At 71.9% G+C, this 22,014-nt stretch carries 17 protein-coding genes and 2 pseudogenes; 4 read left to right on the top strand and 15 right to left on the bottom strand.

Features of this window, described 5'->3' with window-relative positions; all coding sequences use genetic code 11:
* Positions 1-33: 33 nt before the first annotated feature.
* The 4 genes from recX to PV963_RS33665 form a co-directional block, all read right to left on the bottom strand.
* A complete protein-coding gene (gene recX, locus PV963_RS33680; protein ID WP_274820235.1) occupies positions 34-873 on the bottom strand; it encodes a recombination regulator RecX in 840 nt (279 codons plus the stop codon).
* A gap of 3 nt (positions 874-876) precedes the next feature.
* Positions 877-2,004: a recombinase RecA gene (recA, locus tag PV963_RS33675; protein WP_274820233.1), complete on the bottom strand. Its 1,128-nt coding sequence runs from the start codon at positions 2,002-2,004 to the stop codon at positions 877-879.
* A 232-nt stretch (positions 2,005-2,236) separates the two neighbouring features.
* Entirely contained in the window at positions 2,237-3,505 is a 1,269-nt protein-coding gene (locus PV963_RS33670) for an AI-2E family transporter (protein ID WP_274820231.1), read from the bottom strand.
* Between the two features lie 84 nt (positions 3,506-3,589).
* The gene (locus PV963_RS33665) at positions 3,590-3,784 is read right to left on the bottom strand and encodes a DUF3046 domain-containing protein (protein WP_274820230.1); all 195 of its coding nucleotides are present in this window, start codon (positions 3,782-3,784) and stop codon (positions 3,590-3,592) included.
* An 80-nt stretch (positions 3,785-3,864) separates the two neighbouring features.
* Here PV963_RS33665 and PV963_RS33660 point away from each other — a divergent pair, with 80 nt between their 5' ends.
* Positions 3,865-4,809, top strand: coding sequence for a hypothetical protein (locus PV963_RS33660; RefSeq protein ID WP_274820229.1), 945 nt, complete (start codon positions 3,865-3,867; stop codon positions 4,807-4,809).
* On the opposite strand, the gene PV963_RS33655 is transcribed toward PV963_RS33660, so the two are convergent.
* The 3 genes and pseudogenes from PV963_RS33655 to PV963_RS33645 form a co-directional block, all read right to left on the bottom strand.
* The gene (locus tag PV963_RS33655; RefSeq protein ID WP_274820228.1) at positions 4,810-5,121 is read right to left on the bottom strand and encodes an AzlD domain-containing protein; all 312 of its coding nucleotides are present in this window, start codon (positions 5,119-5,121) and stop codon (positions 4,810-4,812) included. It lies immediately after the preceding gene.
* Complete coding sequence (locus PV963_RS33650; RefSeq protein WP_274820227.1) at positions 5,118-5,840, bottom strand: AzlC family ABC transporter permease; 723 nt, start codon at positions 5,838-5,840, stop codon at positions 5,118-5,120. Before PV963_RS33650 ends, PV963_RS33655 begins: the two co-directional genes overlap by 4 nt.
* A 32-nt stretch (positions 5,841-5,872) precedes the next feature.
* A pseudogene (locus PV963_RS33645) lies at positions 5,873-6,694 on the bottom strand (AraC family transcriptional regulator); the annotation flags it as partial.
* A 167-nt stretch (positions 6,695-6,861) separates the two neighbouring features.
* On the opposite strand from PV963_RS33645, the gene PV963_RS33640 reads away from it, so the two are divergent.
* Genes PV963_RS33640 through PV963_RS33630 form a run of 3 tightly spaced genes read left to right on the top strand, consistent with a single transcriptional unit; the run spans position 6,862 to position 13,467 of the window.
* Positions 6,862-11,787 carry an ATP-dependent helicase gene (locus tag PV963_RS33640; protein ID WP_274820226.1) on the top strand — a complete coding sequence of 1,642 codons (4,926 nt, stop codon included), beginning with the start codon at positions 6,862-6,864 and terminating at the stop codon, positions 11,785-11,787.
* A gap of 55 nt (positions 11,788-11,842) precedes the next feature.
* Positions 11,843-12,670 (top strand): Fpg/Nei family DNA glycosylase, encoded by an 828-nt coding sequence (locus PV963_RS33635; RefSeq protein ID WP_274820225.1) that lies wholly within the window; start codon positions 11,843-11,845, stop codon positions 12,668-12,670.
* A gap of 32 nt (positions 12,671-12,702) precedes the next feature.
* The gene (locus PV963_RS33630; protein WP_274820224.1) at positions 12,703-13,467 is read left to right on the top strand and encodes an SDR family NAD(P)-dependent oxidoreductase; all 765 of its coding nucleotides are present in this window, start codon (positions 12,703-12,705) and stop codon (positions 13,465-13,467) included.
* A gap of 89 nt (positions 13,468-13,556) precedes the next feature.
* Here PV963_RS33630 and PV963_RS33625 read toward each other — a convergent pair.
* The 8 genes and pseudogenes from PV963_RS33625 to PV963_RS33590 form a co-directional block, all read right to left on the bottom strand.
* A pseudogene (locus PV963_RS33625) lies at positions 13,557-13,769 on the bottom strand (hypothetical protein); the annotation flags it as partial.
* Positions 13,770-13,944: 175 nt separating this feature from the next.
* Positions 13,945-14,415 carry a Dps family protein gene (locus tag PV963_RS33620; RefSeq protein ID WP_274820223.1) on the bottom strand — a complete coding sequence of 157 codons (471 nt, stop codon included), beginning with the start codon at positions 14,413-14,415 and terminating at the stop codon, positions 13,945-13,947.
* Positions 14,416-14,637: 222 nt separating this feature from the next.
* A complete protein-coding gene (locus PV963_RS33615) occupies positions 14,638-15,018 on the bottom strand; it encodes a helix-turn-helix domain-containing protein (RefSeq protein ID WP_003993396.1) in 381 nt (126 codons plus the stop codon).
* A 109-nt stretch (positions 15,019-15,127) separates the two neighbouring features.
* Positions 15,128-15,673 (bottom strand): CinA family protein, encoded by a 546-nt coding sequence (locus PV963_RS33610; RefSeq protein WP_274820215.1) that lies wholly within the window; start codon positions 15,671-15,673, stop codon positions 15,128-15,130.
* Complete coding sequence (pgsA, locus tag PV963_RS33605; protein ID WP_274820213.1) at positions 15,670-16,542, bottom strand: CDP-diacylglycerol--glycerol-3-phosphate 3-phosphatidyltransferase; 873 nt, start codon at positions 16,540-16,542, stop codon at positions 15,670-15,672. The genes PV963_RS33610 and pgsA overlap by 4 nt, the downstream gene beginning before the upstream one ends.
* Positions 16,539-18,017 (bottom strand): 30S ribosomal protein S12 methylthiotransferase RimO, encoded by a 1,479-nt coding sequence (rimO, locus tag PV963_RS33600; RefSeq protein WP_274820211.1) that lies wholly within the window; start codon positions 18,015-18,017, stop codon positions 16,539-16,541. The genes pgsA and rimO overlap by 4 nt, the downstream gene beginning before the upstream one ends.
* A gap of 93 nt (positions 18,018-18,110) precedes the next feature.
* On the bottom strand, positions 18,111-18,959 hold the full coding sequence (locus PV963_RS33595; protein WP_274820210.1) for a helix-turn-helix domain-containing protein: 849 nt from the start codon (positions 18,957-18,959) through the stop codon (positions 18,111-18,113).
* Between the two features lie 263 nt (positions 18,960-19,222).
* Positions 19,223-21,958 carry an FtsK/SpoIIIE family DNA translocase gene (locus PV963_RS33590; RefSeq protein ID WP_274820208.1) on the bottom strand — a complete coding sequence of 912 codons (2,736 nt, stop codon included), beginning with the start codon at positions 21,956-21,958 and terminating at the stop codon, positions 19,223-19,225.
* Positions 21,959-22,014: the final 56 nt, after the last annotated feature.

The following is a 22,014-nucleotide window of genomic DNA, read 5'->3' as shown; positions in this document are numbered from 1 at the left end:
CGGGCGCGGGCCCACGAGGGTCTCGCCCTGGCCTCAGAACCCCTCGTCTCCCAGAAACTCCGTGTCCTCGCCCTCCTCCTCCAGCGCCTGCCGGACCACGCGCAGGGCCATGCCCTCGGAGTAGCCCTTGCGGGCGAGCATGCCCGCGAGGCGGCGGAGGCGCTTGTCCCGGTCGAGCCCCCGAGTGGAGCGGAGCTTCCGCGCGACGAGGTCCTGCGCGGTCGCCTCCTCCTGCTCGGAGTCGAGCTGGGAGACAGCCTCGTCGATCAGCATGGAGTCGACGCCCTTGGTCCGCAGTTCCCGGGCGAGCGCACGCCGGGCCAGCCCCCGGCCGTGGTGCCGGGACTCCACCCAGGCGTCCGCGAAGGCGCTGTCGTTGATGAGGCCGACCTCTTCGAACCTCGACAGCACCTCCTCGGCGGCATCGTCAGGGATCTGCCGCTTGCGCAGGGCGTCGGCGAGTTGCTTGCGGGTCCGCGGGGTCCCGGTGAGCAGACGCAGGCAGATCGCCCGAGCCTGCTCGACCGGGTCCCCTGGAGGCTCCCCCTGCTCGGCCCTCGACGAGGAGAGGGAACCTCCGTCCTCGGCAACCGCCGCGCCGAAGCCACGCCGACGGCGCCCGCGTCCACGCCCGCCAGGGGACCCACCGTCACGTGAGCCGTCCCTGGACGAGCCGCCTCCGCGTGAGCCTCTGTCGGACGAGCCGCTGCCCTGGGAGGCATCCCCGTACGGCCCGTCGTCCCCGTACGGCCGGTCGTCCCCGTGCGCGTCCTCGCCGTCCACGGCCGAGCCCGTCTCCCCTCCGGTGCCCCTCCCCCGTGGGGCACCGGAGGCGGTGTACTCGTACTCCGCCCAGTCGGTTCGTCGAGTCACGGGTCAGCTCTTGGCTGCGGCGGCCTTGGACTTGGCGGGCTTGGCCGCTGCCGGGGCGGGAACCGCCGCCGCAGCGTCGGCCGGTGCCGGGGAGACCGCCGCGTCCGTGCCCGGCTCGGCGGCCGGCTCCTCTGGACGCACGCCGACGCCCAGCTTCTCCTTGATCTTCTTCTCGATCTCGTTGGCCAGGTCGGGGTTGTCCTTCAGGAAGTTGCGCGCGTTCTCCTTGCCCTGGCCGAGCTGGTCGCCCTCGTACGTGTACCAGGCGCCGGCCTTGCGGACGAAGCCGTGCTCCACACCCATGTCGATCAGGCCGCCCTCGCGGCTGATGCCATGGCCGTAGAGGATGTCGAACTCGGCCTGCTTGAAGGGGGGCGCGACCTTGTTCTTGACGACCTTGCAGCGGGTGCGGTTGCCGACCGCGTCCGTGCCGTCCTTCAGGGTCTCGATGCGACGGATGTCGATGCGCACCGAGGCGTAGAACTTCAGCGCCCGGCCACCGGTCGTGGTCTCCGGGGAGCCGAACATCACGCCGATCTTCTCGCGGAGCTGGTTGATGAAGATCGCGGTGGTCTTGGACTGGTTGAGCGCGCTGGTGATCTTGCGCAGGGCCTGGCTCATCAGGCGGGCCTGAAGACCCACGTGACTGTCGCCCATCTCGCCCTCGATCTCCGCGCGCGGGACGAGCGCCGCGACGGAGTCGATGACGATGAGGTCGAGGGCGCCGGAGCGGACCAGCATGTCCACGATCTCCAGGGCCTGCTCGCCGTTGTCCGGCTGGGAGAGGATGAGGTTGTCGATGTCGACGCCGAGCTTCTTCGCGTACTCGGGGTCGAGTGCGTGCTCCGCGTCGACGAAGGCGACCTGGCCGCCGGCCTTCTGCGCGTTCGCCACCGCGTGCAGGGTCAGGGTGGTCTTACCGGAGGACTCCGGTCCGTAGATCTCCACGACACGGCCGCGGGGCAGGCCGCCCACACCGAGGGCCACGTCGAGGGCGGTGGACCCGGTCGGGATGACCTCGATGGGCTCCTTGGTCCGGTCGCCCATGCGCATGACCGCGCCCTTGCCGAATTGCCGTTCAATCTGTGCGAGAGCGGCATCCAGGGCCTTCTCGCGGTCGGTTCCTGCCATGGGTTCCACCCGATTTGCTTGAGTCGATCGCTTCACGTCAAAGACGCTAACGCCTGCCACTGACAATGCGCCCCGACGCACGTCCGGCCTGTGGATAACTCGGGCACTTCTCCACCCAAAGTACGTCGAAATGCCCGTCGTTGAGCTTCGCCGGAGACTCCATAAGAATGGATGTTCGATTTTCGTGTCAAGCGCCCCACGCGGCACCTCCGTGAGGCAGGGGCGCAGCGACTCAGGCCGGGCTCTTCCCGGAGCCCCCGCCCTCGGGCCGTCCCCTCTCGGGCCGCCGTGCCCACAGCTGCCTGGCGCGCGTGACGAGGCCCGGCCCCTCCCCGCGTCGGCGATGGCCGTGCACCCGGGGATCGTCCGTGACGTCGTACCGCTTCACATACGCCCCCAGGAAGGCCTGGAGCGTGGCGATGGCGGGGATCGCGATCAGCGCGCCGACGGCGCCCAGGAGCGCAGTGCCCGCGATGACGGAGCCGAAGGCGACCGCGGGGTGGATGTCGACGGTCCTGGCCGTCAGCTTCGGCTGGAGCACATAGTTCTCGAACTGCTGGTAGATCACCACGAAGATCAGTACCCACAGCGCGTACCAGGGGTTGACCGTGAACGCGATCAGCATGGGCAGCGCGCCCGCGAGATACGTGCCGATGGTGGGGATGAACTGCGACACCAGGCCCACCCAGACGGCGAGCACGGGCGCGTAGGGCACGTCCAGGGCCTGCAACAGGACGAAGTGCGCTGCGCCGGAGATCAGCGCCATCAGGCCGCGCGAGTAGATGTAGCCGCCGGTCTTGTTCACGGCGATCTCCCACGCGCGCAGCACCTCGGCCTGCCGTGCGGGCGGCAGGAGGGAGCAGATCGTCCGGCGCAGTCGCGGTCCGTCCGCGGCGAAGTAGAACGAGAACAGCGCGATCGTCAGCAGCTGGAAGAGACCCCCGATGACCTGGGCGGACACGTCCAGGACACCTGTGGCGCTGTTCTGCACGTAGTTGCGCAGCCAGTCGGAACGGAGCACGCCCTCCTGGATGTCCACGCGCTTCAGATCGGTCTTGAAGTGTGTGTTGATCCAGTTGATGACGGAGTCGAGGTAGGCCGGGAAGCCCTCGATCATCTTGATGATCTGGTCCGCGAGGATGGAACCGAGCAGCGTGACGAAGCCCGCCGAGACGACGATCACGCCGATGAAGACGACGAACGTGGCCAGTCCTCTGCGCATGCCGCGCGAGGCCATCCAGCTCACCGCCGGTTCGATGGCGAGCGCCAGGAAGAACGCGATGAGGATGTTGATCAGCAGGCCGGTGAGCTGGTGGAAGGCCCAACTGCCCAGCTGGAACACGGCGACGAGGGCGAGTGCGAGGACCAGGGCGCGCGGCAGCCAGCGCGGCATACGGTTGTTCGGCCCGGCGGTCCCGCCGACGGGAGGCGGGGTGGGCGGTGTCGTACCGGACGGGGAGGACTGCTGGGCTTCCTGCCCGGTCTCGTCAGTGGGTGCCACGCACCAAGTCTCGCCCACGCCACCGACAGCCGTCTGCCCGCCTGCGATCTTCGTGGGCCCTCGGTCAGCGGTCTCCCCGACGGGTCAACGATTCTCCCTCGGCACGTCCATCACCACGCACACCACCTGCCAGACCTCCTTGGCGTCCCAGCCGGCGTCGAGCGCCTCGTGGACGGTGCGCCCGCCGAGATCCGACATCACATGGTCGCGTGCGAAGGTGTCGGCGTAGCCCGCACCGAAGTGCTCCGCCATCCGCTCCCAGAAGACCGTCAACCGCATGATTCCAGTATCCCGCTCCTGAGGGTGGGCCTGAGCCGGGACCGCCTGCCGGCACCGTTTTCCGCCCTACCGTCTGAGCCATGGCCGAAACAGGAGCTCCCTCACTCCCCCAGTCGCCCCCGCCGCTCACCCCCGTGGCCCGCGCGGAACGCTTCGTCTGGCTCACCGCGCGCGTGCTCGAGCAGCGCCTCTTCGCCCACCATTTCCTCGGCGGCGCCGCCGACCCGGTGGAGACCGCCCTGGACGCCTACCGCAACGAGGACGGCGGGTACGGCCACGCACTGGAGCCCGATCTGCGCGGCCCGGTCAGCCAGCCGCTGCACACCGCCCACGCCCTGCGCGTCCTGGACGCCGTGGGACGCTGCGCCGGACAGCGCGTGGAACGCATGTGCCGCTACCTGACGTCCGTGTCCACAGCGGACGGCGCCCTCCCGGCGATCCACCCGAGCCAGCGCGGCTACCCGACGGCCCCCTTCGTGCCGGTCGTGGACGACCCGCCCAGCGCTCTCCTGGCCACCGGGCCGGTGGTGGGGCTGCTGCACCGCAACGAGGTGTGGCACGCCTGGCTGTTCCGGGCCACGGACTTCTGCTGGCAGGCGGTCGAGTCCCTGGAGAAGTCCCACCCGTACGAGATCGAGGCCGCCGTGGCCTTCCTCGACTCCGCCCCGGACCGCCCGCGCGCGGAGGCGGCCGCCGACCGCCTGGGCCGCCTGGTACGCGCACACCGCCTCGCGGCCCTGGATCCCGACGACCTGGACTCGTATCCGGTCTCCCCCGGCTACGCCCCGGGCGAGCACCACTTCCCGCACGACTACGCGGGGACACCGCACTCGCTCGCGCGCGCGTGGTTCACGGACGACGAGATGACACGCTCCCTGGACCACCTCGCGGCCCAGCAGCAGGAGGACGGCGGCTGGCCCGTCCGATGGCGCCACTGGGCCCCGGCGCCCGCCCTGGAGGCACGCCCCGTGGTGACGGTCGAGGCCCTGCGCACGCTCCGGTCCCACGGCCGCCCCGTCGGCTGATCACCCCACGCCCATGGCCCGCACTCCTGCGGTCACCAGCACGCCCGCCGCGACGACGAACAGCAACGGGGCGCGTAGCACCAGCGCCAGAGCCGCGGCTGCGAGCCCGGCGGCCCGCGCGTCCAGCACCAGCACCTGCCCGTCGGCGAAGGTCTGCTGGGCCGTGAGGGCCGCCAGCAGCGCGACGGGCAGCAACACGGCGAGGCGCTTGACGACGGGCCGCTCAAGAGCCCCGGCGGGCACCAGCAGCCCGGCCAGCTTGACGGCGTAGCACCCGAGGACGGTCACACCGATCGCGATCCAGACGTTCACCCCTCGTCCCCCTGTCCCCTGCGCCGGCCGTCCGCCCAGAGCACGACCGGCGCCGCCAGCGCGGCTGTCAGAACCGGCACCCCGGCGGGCAGCACGGGCAGCAGCCCGAGCCCCAGCAGCACGGCGAGCCCGGCGACGGCCCGCTCGGTGCCGGTCTTCAGCATCGGCGCGAGCAGCGCCAGGAACACCGCGGGCCCCGCGGCGTCCAGCCCCCACGCGTCGGTGTCCCCGATGGCCCCGGCGCCCAGGGCCCCGAGCAGCGTGGTGAGGTTCCACAGTACGTACAGGCTCAGCCCGGACACGACGAATCCGATCCGCGCCCCGCGCCGCGTGGGCTGGGCCAGCGCGACGGCGGTCGTCTCGTCGATCACCCACTGGGCGGCGAACGGCCGCACCGCGCGCGGGAGTGCCAGCAACTGCGACAGACGCAGGCCGTAGAAGGCGTTCCGCACGCCCAGGAAGAAGGCCCCGGCAGCAGCCGTGAACGGGCCGCCGCCGGCCGCGAGGGCTCCCACCAGGGCGAACTGGGACGCCCCGGTGAACACCAGCAGACTGAGCACGCACGTCTGCATCAGCGTGAGTCCGCCGCCGGCCGACGTCACCCCGAAGGCGAACCCGGAGAGCCCGACGGCCACCCCGACGCCGAGGGCGTCCCGCACGACGGCCCGGTCCGCCTTGTCACCGGTGTCTGTATCTGTGAGAGCTGTCCGATCTGCCACGCCCCGCACGCTACGGGGAGCCGCTACCGCAGGTCTTGTACGTTCTTGCGCTCCCGCTGGTAGGCCCCCGGGGGCACACCGACCATCCGGCTGAAGTGCCGGTTGAGATGCGGCTGATCGGTGAATCCCACGGCCACGGCGACCTCCGAGGGTGCCGTCCCCAGGTCCAGCAGCCGCCGCGCCCGCCGTACCCGCGCATCTGTGAGCCACGCGTGCGGCGGCATCCCGTAGCTGTCCCGAAAGGCCCGCAGCAACGCGAACGGACTGGTCCCGAACTCGGCCGCCAACCGCTCCAGGCTCGGCGGCCGAGCCATCCGCTCCTCCAGCACTCCACGCGCGCGTGCCGCGATCCGGGCCCCCGCGGTCCGCACCTCCCGCCGTGGCATGGGCCCACCGTTCAGCCGCAGCAACCTGGTCACGGCGACCCGCAGCAGCGTGTCCGCGGCCAGCGCGTCGCCCTCGTCGGCAGCCCGCAGCACCTGATGCACCAGCCCGGCGGCATACGGATCATCCACCACCGGGCTGACGAACCCCGGCGTCCCCCGCAGCGTCGTGGTCTCGGCCGCGATCTCCGCCACCACCTCCACGGACGGATACACGGCCCCGTACCGCCACCCCTCGGGCACACCGGCCCGCCCGGTATGCGGAGTATCCGGATTCACCAGCGCGAGCGCCCCGGCTCCCGCGTACTGATCGCCCCCACCGTGGTGAAACACCTCCACCCCGTCGGCGATGGCAGCGATCACGAAGTTCTCGTGCGTATGCCGCACGAACGTCTTCCGCACATACCGGGCCAGCAGCAGATCCACCCCGGGCAGGTCGTCGTACTGCCAGTGCCGCGCACGCTCAGTCATACGACGATTGTCCGCGCAACGGGCCGCGCACTCCCACCGCACAGGCGTGACACAAGCCCCCACCAAGCCGCACCGGCCGCCGCAGGCCCCCGGCCCAACCGCCGCCGGCACCCGCAGCCCAACCGCCGGAGGCACCCGTTGTCAGTGGCGAGGTGCACGATGGACGCATGGCCAGCCACGCACACCGAGCCCTGGACACCTTCTCGCCCGCGACCCGCGCCTGGTTCACGGGCGCCTTCTCCGCGCCCACCACCGCCCAGGCCGGCGCATGGCAGGCCATCCACCAGGGCTCGGACGTGCTGGTCGTCGCCCCCACCGGCTCCGGCAAGACCCTGGCCGCCTTCCTCGCCGCCCTGGACCAGCTCGCCTCGACCCCTCCCCCCGCCGACCCCAGGAAGCGCTGCCGCGTCCTGTACATCTCCCCCCTGAAGGCCCTGGCGGTGGACGTCGAGCGCAACCTCCGCAGCCCCTTGACCGGCATCCGCCAGGAGTCCGTGCGGATGGGCCTGCCCGAGCCCGAGGTCAAGGTGGGCATCCGCTCGGGCGACACGCCCGCCGCCGAGCGCCGCGCCCTGTCCACCCGCCCGCCGGACATCCTGATCACCACCCCCGAATCACTGTTCCTGATGCTGACCTCGGCCACGCGCGACGCGCTGACCGGCGTGGAAACGGTGATCCTCGACGAGGTGCACGCGGTCGCCGGCACCAAGCGCGGTGCGCACCTCGCGCTCTCCCTGGAGCGATTGGACGACCTCCTCCCGAAGCCCGCCCGCCGCATCGGCCTCTCCGCGACGGTCCGCCCGGTCGACGAGGTGGCGCGTTTCCTCTCGCCCCGAGGCAAGGTGGAGATCGTCCAGCCGGAGTCGGGCAAGGAGTTCGACCTCTCCGTGGTCGTCCCGGTCGAGGACCTGGGCGAGCTGGGCGGCTCCCCGGTGGCGGAGGGCTCGGAGGGCGCCGAGCGCCCGTCGATCTGGCCGCATGTGGAGGAGCGGATCACCGACCTCGTGCAGTCCCACCGCTCCACGATCGTCTTCGCGAACTCCCGCCGCCTCGCGGAGCGCCTGTGCAACCGCCTGAACGAGATCGCGTACGAACGAGCCACGGGCGAGACCCTCGACGAGCACCACTCCCCCGCCGAGCTCATGGGCGGCTCGGGAGCCGCCCAGGGCGCGCCACAGGTCATCGCCCGCGCCCACCACGGCTCGGTGTCCAAGGAGCAGCGTGCCCTGGTCGAGGAGGACCTCAAGGCGGGCCGCCTCCCCGCGGTCGTAGCCACGTCCAGTCTCGAACTGGGCATCGACATGGGCGCGGTCGACCTGGTGGTCCAGGTCGAATCACCCCCCTCGGTGGCCTCCGGCCTGCAGCGCGTCGGCCGGGCGGGCCACCAGGTGGGCGCGGTCTCCACCGGCGTGGTCTTCCCCAAGTACCGCGGCGACCTGGTCCAGGCGGCGGTGGTCACCGAGCGCATGCGGACCGGCGCGATCGAGTCCCTCAGGGTCCCCGCCAACCCGTTGGACGTCCTGGCCCAGCAGATCGTCGCGATGACGGCATTGGACACCTGGCAGTTCGACGACCTCCTCGCCGCCGTCCGCCGGGCGGCCCCCTTCGCCTCGCTCCCCGAGTCCGCCTTCACGGCGGTCCTCGACATGCTGGCCGGCCGCTACCCGTCCGACGCCTTCGCCGAGCTGCGCCCGCGCGTGGTGTGGGACCGCGTCACCGGCGAGATCACGGGCCGCCCCGGCGCGCAGCGCCTCGCCGTCACCTCCGGGGGCACGATCCCCGACCGCGGCCTCTTCGGCGTCTTCCTCGCGGGCGCCGATCCCAAGAAGGGCGGCGGCCGGGTCGGCGAACTCGACGAGGAGATGGTCTACGAGTCCCGTGTCGGCGACGTCTTCACGCTCGGCACCAGTTCCTGGCGCATCGAGGACATCACCCGCGACCGCGTCCTGGTCTCCCCGGCCCCGGGCGTACCGGGCCGACTGCCCTTCTGGAAGGGCGACCAGCTGGGCCGCCCGCTGGAACTGGGCCGGGCGGTGGGCGCGTTCCTGCGCGAGGTCGGCTCACTGCCCAAGGACGACGCCCGGCTCCGCCTCCTCGCCGCCGGCCTGGACGCCTGGGCGGCGGACAACGTGCTCTCGTACCTGGACGAGCAGCGCGAGGCGTGCGGGCACGTCCCGGACGACCGGACGATCGTCGTGGAGCGCTTCCGCGACGAGCTCGGCGACTGGCGCGTGGTCGTGCACTCCCCCTTCGGCGCCCAGGTGCACGCCCCCTGGGCCCTCGCGCTCGGCGCGAAGCTCTCCGAGCGCTACGGCATGGACGCGCAGGTCATGCACGCCGACGACGGCATCGTGCTGCGCCTGCCGGACGCCGACCTGATGGGCCTGGACCTGCTCGACCAGGAGCCGGTCAAGATGGGCCGGGAGTACGACGCCGAGCAGGCACCGGTCGGCGCGGCGGACGTGGTCTTCGACAAGGGAGAGGTCGACCAGGTCGTCACCGACCAGGTGGGCAGCTCGGCCCTGTTCGCGTCCCGGTTCCGCGAGTGCGCCGCCCGCGCGCTGCTGCTGCCGCGCCGCAACCCGGGCAAGCGCACGCCGCTGTGGCAGCAGCGCCAGCGCGCCTCCCAGCTGCTCCAGGTGGCGAGCGAGTTCGGCTCGTTCCCGATCGTCCTGGAAGCGGTCCGCGAGTGCCTCCAGGACGTCTTCGACCTCCCCGGACTCGTCGAGCTGATGGGCGACCTGGAGTCCCGCAAGGTGCGCCTCGTCGAGGTCACCACTGCCGAGCCGTCCCCCTTCGCGCGCTCCCTCCTCTTCGGCTACGTCGCCCAGTTCCTGTACGAGGGTGACTCTCCGCTCGCCGAGCGCCGGGCCGCCGCCCTGTCGCTGGACTCACGGCTGCTGGCCGAGCTGCTGGGCCAGGCGGAGCTGCGCGAACTGCTCGACGCGGAGGTGCTGACGGAGCTGGAGCGGGAGCTTCAGTGGCTCACCGAGGACCGCCGCGTCAAGGACGCCGAAGGCGTCGCGGACATCCTCCGCCTCCTCGGCCCGCTCACGGACGCGGAGCTGGCCGAGCGGGGCGCCGAACCGCACTGGGCTCAGGAACTGGCCGGTGCCCGCCGCGCCATCCGGGTCCGGATCGCGGGCAGGGACCACTGGGCGGCGATCGAGGACGCCGGCCGGCTGCGCGACGCGCTGGGCACCGCCCTGCCGGTCGGCGTCCCCGAAGCCTTCACGGAGCCCGTCAAGGACCCGCTGGGCGACCTCCTCGCGCGCTTCGCCCGCACCCACGGCCCGTTCACCTCGACCACGGCGGCGGCCCGCTTCGGCCTGGGCGTGGCCGTCACCGAGGGCGCCCTCCAGCGGCTGGCCGCGGCGGGCCGGATCGTCCAGGGCGAGTTCCACCCGGCCGGGATCGGCCAGGAGTGGTGCGACGCGGCCGTGCTGCGCCGCCTGCGCCGCCGCTCCCTGGCCGCCCTGCGCCACGAGCTGGAGCCGGTGCCGCCGGCCGCACTCGCCCAGTTCCTTCCCCAGTGGCAGCACATCGGCAAGGGCCACTCCCTGCGCGGCGTCGACGGCCTGGTGCGCGCCATCGAGCAGGTGCAGGGCGCGTCCGTGCCCGCCTCCGCCCTGGAGAAGCTGGTCCTGCCCTCCCGGCTCGTGAACTACAACCCGGCCATGCTGGACGAGCTCACCGCCGCCGGAGAGGTGGTCTGGGCCGGGGCGGGCTCCCTCCCCGGCAAGGACGGCTGGGTCTCCCTCTACCTGGCGGACGCGGCCCCCCTGCTCCTGCCGCCCCCGCACCCCTTGGAGCTGACCGCTCTCCACCAGTCCGTCCTGGACGCCCTCTCCGGCGGCTACGGCCTGTTCTTCCGCCAGATCGCCGACCAGGTCCGCGCCACCACCCAGCCCGACGCCACCGATCCCCAACTGGCCGACGTCCTCTGGGACCTGGCCTGGTCCGGACGCCTGACCAACGACACGCTCGCTCCCATGCGCTCCCTGCTCGGCTCGGGCCGCACGGCCGGCTCCACGGCCCACCGCGCCAAGCGCGCGGTCCCGCGCGGCCGCTACGGCTCCCTGACGGCCGCGGCCCGCCCCGCCGCCTCCCGCTCCGGCCCACCGACGGTCGCAGGCCGCTGGTCCCTGCTTCCGGCCCACGAGCCGGACCCCACGGTGCGGGCCCACGCCCTCGCCCGCACGCTCCTCGACCGGCACGGCGTGGTGACCAGGGGCGCGGTCTCGGCGGAGGGCGTCGAGGGCGGGTTCTCGGCGACGTACCGCGTCCTGTCCGCCTTCGAGGAGAGCGGCCAGGCCCGCCGCGGCTACGTGGTGGAGGGGCTCGGCGCCGCACAGTTCGCGATGGACGGTGCCGTGGACCGCCTGCGCGCGGTGTCCAACGCCCGTGATCGCGGCGAGGACCTGCCCGGCCCCCCTCCGGGCCCCGGCCCCGACCCGTTCCCCGCCCATGACTTCGCCGGACAGGACGACCCACTCCCTTCCAACGACCACCCCGACGGCCCCGGCCCCGACGGCTTCCCCGACCTCGGCCCCGCCTACGTCACCCCGGCCCCCCAGCCGACCCGGGACGAGTACGTCTCACCCCGGGACTACGCCCCGCAGGGCACCCCGCCCTGGCAGAACGGCGGACGCGCAGCGTACGGTCCCGGCTTCCCGGGCCACCGCACCCGCCTGGATGCCGCCTCCCGGGCCGTCGTCCTGGCCGCCGCCGATCCGGCGAACGCGTACGGCGCCGCCCTGGCCTGGCCCGAGCCCCCGACCGGCGCCGGGCACAAGCCGGGCCGCAAGGCGGGCTCCCTGGTGGTGCTCGTCGACGGTGAGCTGACGCTCTACATGGAGCGCGGCGGCAAGACCCTGCTGGCTTGGACCACCGACCCGGACGGCGACCCCACCGACGACCTCCGCCTCCACACCGCCGCCGAGGCACTCGCCGCAGCCGCCCGCGCGGGCTCCCTCGGCACGGTCACGGTGGAGCGCGTCAACGGCGCCCAGGCCCTGACCTCCCCCATCGGCACCCTCCTGGAAGGAGTGGGCTTCATCGCGACCCCCCGAGGCCTCCGCCTGCGCGCCTGATCACCACACCGCCTGCGACCGACCAGCAGCCCCACCTCCGTGCCACCCTTGACGCATGCCCGAAGGCGACACGGTCTGGCAGACCGCGAGGCGGCTGCACGGCGCCCTCGCGGGCAAGGTGCTGACCCGCAGCGACCTCCGGGTGCCCCGGCTCGCCACGGCCGACCTCACGGGCCGCGCGGTCCTGGACGTCACCCCGCGCGGCAAACACCTCCTGACCCGCGTCGAGGGCGGCCTGACCCTGCACTCCCACCTGCGGATGGACGGCTCCTGGAAGGTGTACGAGAAGGGCCGGCGCTGGAGCGGCGGCCCCGGCCACCAGATCCGCGCGATCCTCGGCAACGCCGACCACACGGCCGTCGGCTACCGCCTCCCCGTGCTGGAACTCCTGCGCACCACCGACGAGCACCGCGCGGTCGGCCATCTGGGCCCCGACGTCCTGGGCCCGGACTGGGACCCCGACCGGGCCCTGGCCAATCTCCTCCAGGACCCCGCCCGCCCCCTCGGCGAGGCCCTGCTCGATCAGCGCAACCTCGCCGGTATCGGCAATGTCTACAAGAGCGAGCTGTGCTTCCTGCTCGGCGTCACGCCCTGGCTCCCCGTCGGCGACCTGCCCGCCGAGCGCGCCGCCAAGCTGCCCGCGCTCGCCAGGAAGCTGCTGGAGACCAACCGCGACCGCCCGATCCGCAGTACGACGGGCCGCCGCGGCCAGGACCTCTTCGTGTACGGCCGGGCTCCCCGCCCCTGCCTGCGCTGCCACACCTCCGTCCGCGTCGCCGACCAGGGCGACGGCCCCCGCGAACGCCCCACGTACTGGTGCCCCGCCTGCCAGCCGGGCCCCGCACCGGCCGCTTCCCCGACCCGGCGTAGCCGCACCAGTTGACGACCCGTCAGAAACTCTCGTACGGTCCCTGCATGCCCGTCACGGCGTACGCCCTCACCGGCCGCACCGCGTTCGTCACCGGCGCCGCGAGCGGCATCGGCCGCGCCTCGGCGCTCCTGCTCGGGGAGGCGGGCGCCATCGTGCACTGCGCGGACCGTGACCCCGGGGGCCTGCACGAGACGGCGACCCTGATCAAAGCCGGCGGCGGCACCGCCCGCACCCACGATCTCGACGTCACCGACCGCGCCCGGCTGAGGCAGGCCATCGCCTCCTGCGAACGCCTGGACGTCCTGGCCGCGATCGCCGGGATCATGCACAGCAGCCCGGTGCTGGAGACCCGGGACGAGGACCTCGACCGGGTGCTCGACGTCAACTTCAAGGGAGTGCTGTACGCCTGCCAGGAGGCGGCCCGCCTGATGATCGCCCGGGGCACCGGCGGCAGCATCGTCACCATGGCTTCAGGTGCCGTCGACACCGGCGGCCCCGGCCTGCTCTGCTACGGGGCGGCCAAGGCGGCGGTGGTCCAGCTGACCAAGACCCTCGCGACCGAGGTGGGCCGGCACGGCATCCGCGTCAACGCGGTCGCACCGGGCTGGATCCGTACCCCCATGACCGACCGCCACGACAGCGAGGCCCAGGCCCACACCGAGTCCGTCATGGCCCGCATGTCACCCCTGGGCCGGGTCGGCGCCCCCGAGGACATCGCCCACGCGGTCCTGCACCTGGCATCCGATGCCTCGGCCTTCACGACAGGCCAGATCATCCGCCCGAACGGCGGTGTGACGATGCCCTGGTAAAGCACACGCGTCCACCCGGGTAGCAACCCCCACGCCCCCGACGCAACCCGCCCCGCCGCGACACCACACCCCGCCCCCGGCCCCCACACCCTCCGCCATCGCCCCGTACCAACCGCCCCTTCGGCCCGCCCCTTCGGCACGCAATGCACCGGCAGCACACTCAGCCCCCACCCCCCGGCCGCCAGCGTCGCCTCCAGCACCCCGGCCCCCGGCGCGACCGCCAGCCGCAGCACCGCCCACCACCACAGCACCCCCAGCCCCAGCACAGCCCCGCGGGCCCCCCAGCGCCCTATCCCCGCCATGGCCGCCACCTCCAGCCCGACGCTATTCGGCCGCTCGGGCCGCAGGACAGGGCGCACCAACGGCACACAGGCGCACCGCGCACCCCACTGCGCCGGGCTGCGGAACCGCGAGCCGCGAAACCCCGAGCGGCGACCCCCCCGGTCGGCCCGTCGCCCGCTGCCGCGCCCGCTCCGGTCACCCGTTCTCGGCCTGGAACATCCAGTGATGCTTCTCCAGGTCCGCCGTGATCCCGATGAAGATGTCCTGGCTCACCGGATCCGGCTCACCGGTCGCCTCGACCCGCTCCCGCATCCGCGCGATCACCGCGCCCAGCGCCTCGACGAGCGTCCGCACGGCGGTCGTGTCATCGACCCACCCCTCGGGGGTCACACCGATCCCACTGCCGACGGCGACCGTCGCGGCACGCCCGTCCGGCGGGATCCCGAGCGCCGCGGCGCGCTCGGCCACGGTGTCGGAGTGCTTCCGCGCGGTGTCGACCACCTCGTCGAGCTGGAGATGCACGGAACGGAAGCGCGGCCCCACCACGTTCCAGTGGATCTGCTTGGCCACGAGGGCGAGGTCCACCAGGTCGACGAGGGCGCCCTCCAACGCCTCGGACACGGTCTTCAGGCTCGCGTCGGACAGCGAGCTCTTCACGACGTACATCCGCACCTCCGTTGGCTGCCCCCCGCCATCCCCTCAACGATGACCGCCGCACGCCCCACCGGCAAACGCAAACAAATCGGGCACGACTCTGCCCGGCAGTCCGCAGGCAAGCGAAAACCCCGACCGACACCTCTCCGGATCTCCCGGAGAACCCCGGCCGGGGCCTCACCAGTCTCGGCGCCTGGTCAGCGCCGCTCGTTCATGCCACGCACGCGCGAAGCGTCACGCGGCAACGACGTCCACCGCCTCGGCGGGCGCCTTGATCGTCACCCGTTCCGGTGGCACACCGGTCACCGAAACGGAACCCAGCATCGGGCGAACCGGCGTGGGCACAGGTTCGCTGGGGGTGGCCGCAGCGGACTGGGCCAGCTCGGCAAGGGCGAGTTCGTCGCTCACTTCCCGCATGAGCTCGGACATCCGTACGTCCAGCGCGTCGCAGATGGCGGAGAGCAGTTCGGAGGAAGCCTCCTTCTGCCCCCGCTCCACCTCGGAGAGATAGCCGAGTGAGACTCGGGCGGACGAGGAGACTTCGCGCAGAGTACGGCCCTGGCGCTGGCGCTGCCGACGCAGCACGTCACCCAGCAGGCGACGGAGCAGAATCATCGGTGGCTCCCTCCTCGGACCGCGTAGCCGCATCCATTACGCCCCACCGTACCGCCTTGCGCCGCGGCCGTGCGGGGAGCGATGTCGTGTTCACTCAGGGCTGCAAACATCAAAACCCCCCGTTCCGTTCCGTATCCTGTGCCCGCTCATTCCCAGTCTGTTCGCCCGCAAGCTCCTCCAGGAGCAGTGCGAGTACGCTCCGTACACTCTCTCTACGAATTTCCTCGCGGTGGCCGTTCAACCGCAGACCCTCCACTTTTCCGCCGCCGGCAGAACCGGAATCGGCCCTCAGGGGTCCGTCCACGGCGACGAAGACCGTCCCGACGGCCTGTCCGTCCTGCGGCTCGGGGCCCGCGACACCGGTGGTCGCGATGCCCCAGTCCGCGCCGAGCGCCTTGCGCACTCCGGCCGCCATCTGGGCCGCGACCTGGGGATCCACTGCTCCTCGCGCCGCCAGCAGGGTGGTGTCGACACCCAGCAGTTCATGCTTCAGTTCGGTCGCGTAGGCCGTCACCGAGCCCCGGAAGACCTTGGACGCCCCGGGCACGGATGTGATCTCCGCCGCAACGAGACCACCGGTCAGCGACTCCGCGACGGCAAGCGTCCTGCCCTTCACCGTGAGTAGTCGCACCACGTCAGTGGCCGTGGAACTCACGCTTCCTTCTCCTCCAACGCGGCCTTGCGCTCGGCGATTCCCCGCCTGCGCAGCACAATGGCCTGTTTCACATAGTCGAGCCCGGTCACCACGGTCAGAACGACCGCCGCGGCCATCACCCAGAACCGCAGGGTGGCCAGCCACCCCGTCAGCGCCAGCACGTACATGCCCACGGCCACGCCCTGGGTGAGCGTCTTGAGCTTGCCTCCGCGGCTGGCGGGGATGACGCCGTACCGGATGACCACAAAACGCAGGAGAGTGATCCCGAGTTCCCGCCCGAGGATGACGCCGGTCACCCACCACGGCAGATCGCCGAGCGCGGACAGACAGATCAGCGCCGCCCCCATGATCGCCTTGTCGGCGATGGGGTCGGCGATCTTCCCGAAGTCCGTGACCAGGTTGTACGTGCGCGCCAGGTGACCGTCGAAGAGGTCAGTGATCATGGCGATGGCGAAGGCCGCCCAGGCGAGGGACCGCCACGCCGGGTCGTACCCGCCGTCCGCGAGCATCAGCGCGACGAAGGCCGGTACCAGGATCAGCCGGAGCATGGTCAGGAGGTTGGCGACGTTCCAGACGCTGGCCTGGTTGACGGCCGCGGCCGCCAGCTTCCCGCCCCGCGCGGGCCTGCCGTCGTCCTGCGCGTCGACGACGGCGCTCTCCGAACCGTCACCGACGGCCGCCGCACTGTCACCCGTCCCGGACGCCGCGCCATGCCGTGCACCAGGCGTCGCACCGGGCGCTCCGCCCTCGGCCGACCGCGCGACCCCACGGCCCATCGCGGTCCCGGGAACCTTCCCCGAGGCCGCACCGGCCGCTGCCCTCCTCGCGCCGGAGGAGCCTCCCGCCGCGGATGCCGGAACACCGGTCATCTGCCCGCCTCCTCACTCGCCGGCGACGCGAACGAGCCCTCGAGCGGCTCGGCCACCAGGTCGACACCCTCCGTACCGACCACCTTCGCCTCGACCATACGGCCGCTGCTCAGACCCGCGCCGCTCGTGAGCAGCACCTGGCCGTCCGTCTCGGGCGCCTGGTGCGCCGCGCGGCCGTACACGCCCTCCTCGTCGTCGACGGACTCGACGAGCACGTGCACCGTCTGGCCGACGCGCTCCTCGGCGCGCTGCGAGACGAGTTCCTCGGCCAGCCGCGAGACACGGGCCAGCCGCTCGGCGACGACGTCCTCGTCGAGCTTGTTCTCGTAGGTCGCCGCCTCGGTGCCCTCCTCGTCGGAGTAGCCGAAGACGCCGATGGCGTCCAGCCGCGCGCCGTTCAGGAAGCGCTCCAGCTCGGCGAGGTCGGACTCGCTCTCGCCGGGGAAGCCGACGATGAAGTTGGAGCGCACGCCGGCCTCGGGCGCCTTGCCGCGGATCGTGTCGAGCAGCTCCAGGAACCGGTCGGTGTCGCCGAAGCGGCGCATCGCGCGCAGCACGCCGGGCGCGGAGTGCTGGAAGGACAGGTCGAAGTAGGGCGCGACCTTCGGGGTCGACGTCAGCACGTCGATCAGGCCCGGCCGCATCTCCGCGGGCTGGAGGTAGCTCACCCGGACCCGCTCGATGCCGTCCACCTCGGCGAGCTCGGGCAGCAGCGACTCCAGCAGGCGGATGTCGCCGAGGTCCTTGCCGTAGGAGGTGTTGTTCTCGGAGACCAGCATGATCTCCTTCACGCCCTGCTCGGCCAGCCAGCGCGTCTCGTTCAGCACGTCGCTCGGGCGGCGGGAGATGAAGGAGCCGCGGAAGGACGGGATGGCGCAGAAGGAGCAGCGCCGGTCGCAGCCGGAGGCGAGCTTCACGGAGGCGACCGGGGAGCCGTCCAGACGGCGGCGCAGGGGCGCCCGCGGTCCGGAGGCCGGAGCGAGGCCGTCGGGAAGGTCGGCCGGGGCGTGCCCGGGCAGTGCCACCGCGGTGGCCGACTCCTGCCGCTCGGCCGGGCTGATCGGCAGCAGCTTGCGCCGGTCGCGCGGGGTGTGCGAGGCGTGGATGCCGCCGTTGAGGATGGTCTGGAGCCGGTCCGAGATGTCCGTGTAGTCGTCGAACCCGAGCACACCGTCGGCCTCGGGGAGGGCCTCGGCGAGTTCCTTGCCGTACCGCTCGGCCATGCAGCCCACCGCCACGACGGCCTGGGTTCTGCCGTGTCCCTTGAGGTCGTTGGCTTCCAGGAGGGCGTCGACGGAGTCCTTCTTGGCGGCCTCGACGAAGCCACAGGTGTTCACGACGGCGACGTCCGCGTCCTCGGCGTCCTCCACGAGCTGCCAGCCGTCCGCCTCCAAACGGCCTGCGAGCTCCTCCGAGTCCACCTCGTTACGGGCGCAGCCAAGGGTGACGAGTGCGACGGTACGGCGTTCAGGCATGGGCTCAAGAGTACTTCGTCCCGCTGACACCCCACGTCGACGGGGTTGGCCGTTTCCCGGCCAACCCCGCAGTGACTGCACGCTCCGGGCCGGTTACCCGGCCTCGGGGTCGCCCTTGGTGTACGTCAGGCGTTCCACCGAGCCGGGCTGGAAGTCGTCCTTGATCTTCTTGCCGTTGACGAAGAGGTCGATCGCACCGGCGTCCCCGAGGACGAGGTGCACCTTCGAGCTGTCCTGGAAGGTCTTGGTCTCGCCCTGCTTGAGGAATCCGTCGAAGATCAGCCGGCCGTTGTGGTCCTTGGCGGCGATCCAGCTGCGGCCGTCGGCGGCGGCCACCTGGACCGTCACCTTGTCCTGGGGCGCGGCAGCGATGGCGCTGTCGGACGCCTCGGGCTTGGGGTCGGTGGGCTTCTTGGTCTTGGTGGTCGGGGAGGTTGAGTCGCCGGGCGTGGAGCCCTCGGCCACGTTCGCCTCGCCGGCGCTGTCGTCGGTGCCCTGGAACATGGTGAACCCGACGAAACCGATCACGGCGACGATCGCGGCGACCATCGCGGCGGTCCAGTTGGGCCCCCGCCGCTCCGGACGGATGCGTTCCGCCTCGAACAGGGGAGCTGCCGGGGTCGGTGCCGGGCGCCCGCCGTGCTCGTCGCCGTACTGGTCGAGCAGCGGCGCGGGGTCGAGGCGGACAGCCTTGGCCAGGGTCCTGATGTGCCCTCGGGCGTAGACGTCCCCACCGCAGACGGTGAAGTCGTCCGCCTCGATGGCGTGCACGATGTTCATGCGGACCCGGGTGGCGCTACTGATGTCGTCGACGGTCAGCCCAGCGGCGATACGCGCCTGCTGAAGGGCACGGCCGATGGAGGGGCGGGCTTCCTCGCGGTCTTCTTCGACGCGCTCGTCTTCGAACGGACGCTCGTCTTCAGGGGAGTTGCCGATGGACACGGGGGCGCCTTTCGAGCGTGTAGCCGCCTGTGCTGGAGGTTCAGTCTAGGGGGGGTACAAAAGGGTGGGGCAACCGGGCGGTGGCACTTTGTACGCCATCGGAATGGCCCGACATTCCGATGGTGGAGAAGCTGTTTATCGCTTCCCTCAACTTGACGTACGCCGCAGGGAAACGGTTGCTCGATGACCCCTTACGGGTGAGTCACGATCCGGACACCCGATTGCAGTACAACTCGGCGAGGCGACCGGCGTGTCCCGCTTCCCTACCCTTCAGACTCCCCCCGGATCAGCGCGAGCACGCCATCCAGCTCGTCAGGCTTCACAAGAACGTCACGAGCCTTCGAACCCTCGCTCGGTCCGACGATGTTCCGGGACTCCATCAGGTCCATCAGCCGCCCGGCCTTGGCGAAGCCGACGCGCAGTTTCCGCTGGAGCATGGACGTCGATCCGAACTGCGTGGAGACGACCAGTTCGGCGGCCTGGCACAGCAGGTCGAGGTCGTCGCCGATGTCCTCGTCGATCTCCTTCTTCTGCTTGGTCCCGACGGTGACGTCGTCCCGGAAGACGGGCGCCATCTGGTCCTTGCAGTGCTGGACGACGCCCGCGATCTCCTCCTCGGTCACGAAGGCGCCCTGCATACGGGTCGGCTTGTTGGCGCCCATCGGCAGGAACAGCCCGTCGCCCTTGCCGATGAGCTTCTCGGCGCCCGGCTGGTCGAGGATGACCCGCGAGTCGGCCAGCGACGACGTGGCGAAGGCCAGCCGCGACGGCACGTTCGCCTTGATCAGGCCGGTGACGACGTCGACCGACGGCCGCTGTGTGGCGAGCACCAGGTGGATGCCGGCCGCGCGCGCGAGCTGCGTGATGCGCACGATCGCGTCCTCGACGTCCCGCGGCGCGACCATCATCAGGTCGGCGAGCTCGTCGACGATGACCAGCAGGTACGGGTACGGCTGGAGCTCGCGCTCGCTGCCCTCGGGCGGTTTGACCTTGCCCTCGCGCACGGCCCGGTTGAAGTCGTCGATGTGCCGGTAGCCGTAGGCCGCCAGGTCGTCGTAGCGCAGGTCCATCTCGCGGACGACCCACTGGAGCGCCTCGGCGGCCCGCTTGGGGTTGGTGATGATCGGTGTGATCAGGTGCGGGATGCCCTCGTAGGCGGTCAGTTCGACCCGCTTGGGGTCGACGAGGATCATCCGGACGTCCTCGGGGGTCGCCCGCATCATGATCGAGGTGATCAGGCAGTTGATGCAGGACGACTTGCCGGAGCCGGTGGCGCCGGCGACCAGCATGTGCGGCATCTTCGCCAGCGAGTGCATGACGTAGCCGCCTTCGACATCCTTGCCGAAGGCGACCAGCATCGGGTCGTCGTCCTCCGCGGACTCCGCGAGCCGCAGTACGTCACCGAGGTTGACCATCTCGCGGTCGGTGTTCGGGATCTCGATGCCGACCGCGGACTTGCCGGGGATCGGGCTGATGATCCGCACGTCCGGGCTGGCGACGGCGTAGGCGATGTTCTTGGCCAGCGCGGTGATCCGCTCGACCTTCACGGCGGGGCCGAGCTCGATCTCGTAGCGCGTGACCGTCGGCCCGCGCGTGAAGCCGGTGACGGTGGCGTCCACCTTGAACTCGGTGAAGACGTTGGTCAGCGCGGCGACTATGGCGTCGTTGGCGGCGCTGCGCGCCTTGCCGGGGCCCCCGCGCGTGAGGAGGTCGAGGGACGGCAGCGCGTACGTGATGTCCCCGGACAGCTGGAGCTGTTCCGCGCGCGGGGGAAGGTCGCGGGGCTTGGCGGGTGGGGACTTGGTGAGGTCGCGGACGCCCGCCTTCGGCCTCTCCTGCTCGGGCTTGTCCTCCTTGAGCTTCTCCTGCTGCGGCCGGGCGGCCGGGACGGGTGTCGGCGTGGTCGCCTCGCGGTCCCCGACGGTCACGCCCTGGGTGAGGTCGGCGACGATCGGCGAGGGCGGCATCCCGTGCAGCACGGCCCCGTCGAGCGCGGCGGCGGCCGCCGCGGCGACGTCCACGGCGTCCATGGGCCGGTCCATGTCGGGCTGCGGCACGGCGGACCGCCGGGGACGGCCGCGGCGCCGGGCGAGGGCCTCCTGCTCGGCGCTGTCCGGGTCGTACGCCGCGGGCGCCGGCGTGCGCCTGCCGCGCGGCCGGGCGGGCAACGCCTCACGCCACTGCTCCTCGTAGCGCTCGTCGTCCTCCCCGAACTCGTCCCCGGCCGGGTCGCGGACGATCCCGAGCCGCACCCCGAGCTGCCGCAGCCGCTGCGGGATGGCGTTGACGGGGGTGGCCGTGACGACCAGCAGTCCGAAGATCGTCAGCAGCACGAGCAGCGGCACGGCGAGCATGTCGCCCATGGCGTACGACAGCGGGGTCGCCATGGCCCAGCCGATGAGGCCGCCGGCGTCCCTTATGGCCTGCATGCCGTCGCCGCGGGCGGGTGAGCCGCAGGCGATGTGCACCTGGCCGAGCACGCCGATGACGAGCGCGGACAGGCCGATGACGATCCGTCCGTTGGCCTCGGGCTTCTCCGGGTGGCGGATGAACCGCACGGCGATGACGGCGAGCAGGATCGGCACGAGCAGGTCGAGCCGGCCGAACGCGCCGGTCACCAGGATCTCGACCAGGTCGCCCACGGGGCCCTTCAGGTCGGCCCAGGTGCCCGCGGCGACGATCAGCGCGATGCCGAGCAGCAGCAGGGCGACGCCGTCCTTGCGGTGGGCCGGGTCGAGGTTCTTGGCGCCCTGCCCTATGCCGCGGAACACGGCGCCGACGGCGTGTGCGACCCCGAGCCACAGGGCGCGCACGATCCGGTAGATGCCCCCGGTCGGGCTCGGAGCCGGTTTGGGCGCGGCCTTCTTCGCCGCGGCCTTCTTGGCGGGCGCCTTCTTCGCTGGAGCCTTTTTGGCAGCGGCCTTCTTCGCCGGAGCCTTCGCCGAACCGGCCGCCTTCTTCGCGGGCGGCTTCTTGGCTGCGGAGGGACGTGAGGCCATGGGTGTGAGGTTACCGGGGGAGACGACAAGGGACACGTGTGCCTACGGCTTCACCC

This window comes from Streptomyces coeruleorubidus, assembly GCF_028885415.1.
Taxonomy (GTDB): domain Bacteria; phylum Actinomycetota; class Actinomycetes; order Streptomycetales; family Streptomycetaceae; genus Streptomyces; species Streptomyces coeruleorubidus_A.
The sequence above is the reverse complement of the archived record's forward strand: the minus strand, read 5'-3'. Positions and strand labels throughout refer to the sequence as shown.

What these genes read in the sequence shown, in the direction of transcription:
- pgsA (WP_274820213.1), bottom strand. Translation starts at nt 16,542, where the DNA reads ATGACCGGTGTTCCGGCATCCGCGGCGGGAGGCTCCTCCGGCGCGAGG.
- PV963_RS33665 (WP_274820230.1), bottom strand. Translation starts at nt 3,784, where the DNA reads ATGCGGTTGACGGTCTTCTGGGAGCGGATGGCGGAGCACTTCGGTGCG.
- recA (WP_274820233.1), bottom strand. Translation starts at nt 2,004, where the DNA reads ATGGCAGGAACCGACCGCGAGAAGGCCCTGGATGCCGCTCTCGCACAG.
- PV963_RS33660 (WP_274820229.1), top strand. Translation starts at nt 3,865, where the DNA reads ATGGCCGAAACAGGAGCTCCCTCACTCCCCCAGTCGCCCCCGCCGCTC.
- PV963_RS33635 (WP_274820225.1), top strand. Translation starts at nt 11,843, where the DNA reads ATGCCCGAAGGCGACACGGTCTGGCAGACCGCGAGGCGGCTGCACGGC.
- rimO (WP_274820211.1), bottom strand. Translation starts at nt 18,017, where the DNA reads ATGCCTGAACGCCGTACCGTCGCACTCGTCACCCTTGGCTGCGCCCGT.
- PV963_RS33615 (WP_003993396.1), bottom strand. Translation starts at nt 15,018, where the DNA reads ATGATTCTGCTCCGTCGCCTGCTGGGTGACGTGCTGCGTCGGCAGCGC.
- PV963_RS33630 (WP_274820224.1), top strand. Translation starts at nt 12,703, where the DNA reads ATGCCCGTCACGGCGTACGCCCTCACCGGCCGCACCGCGTTCGTCACC.
- PV963_RS33620 (WP_274820223.1), bottom strand. Translation starts at nt 14,415, where the DNA reads ATGTACGTCGTGAAGAGCTCGCTGTCCGACGCGAGCCTGAAGACCGTG.
- PV963_RS33640 (WP_274820226.1), top strand. Translation starts at nt 6,862, where the DNA reads ATGGCCAGCCACGCACACCGAGCCCTGGACACCTTCTCGCCCGCGACC.
- PV963_RS33590 (WP_274820208.1), bottom strand. Translation starts at nt 21,958, where the DNA reads ATGGCCTCACGTCCCTCCGCAGCCAAGAAGCCGCCCGCGAAGAAGGCG.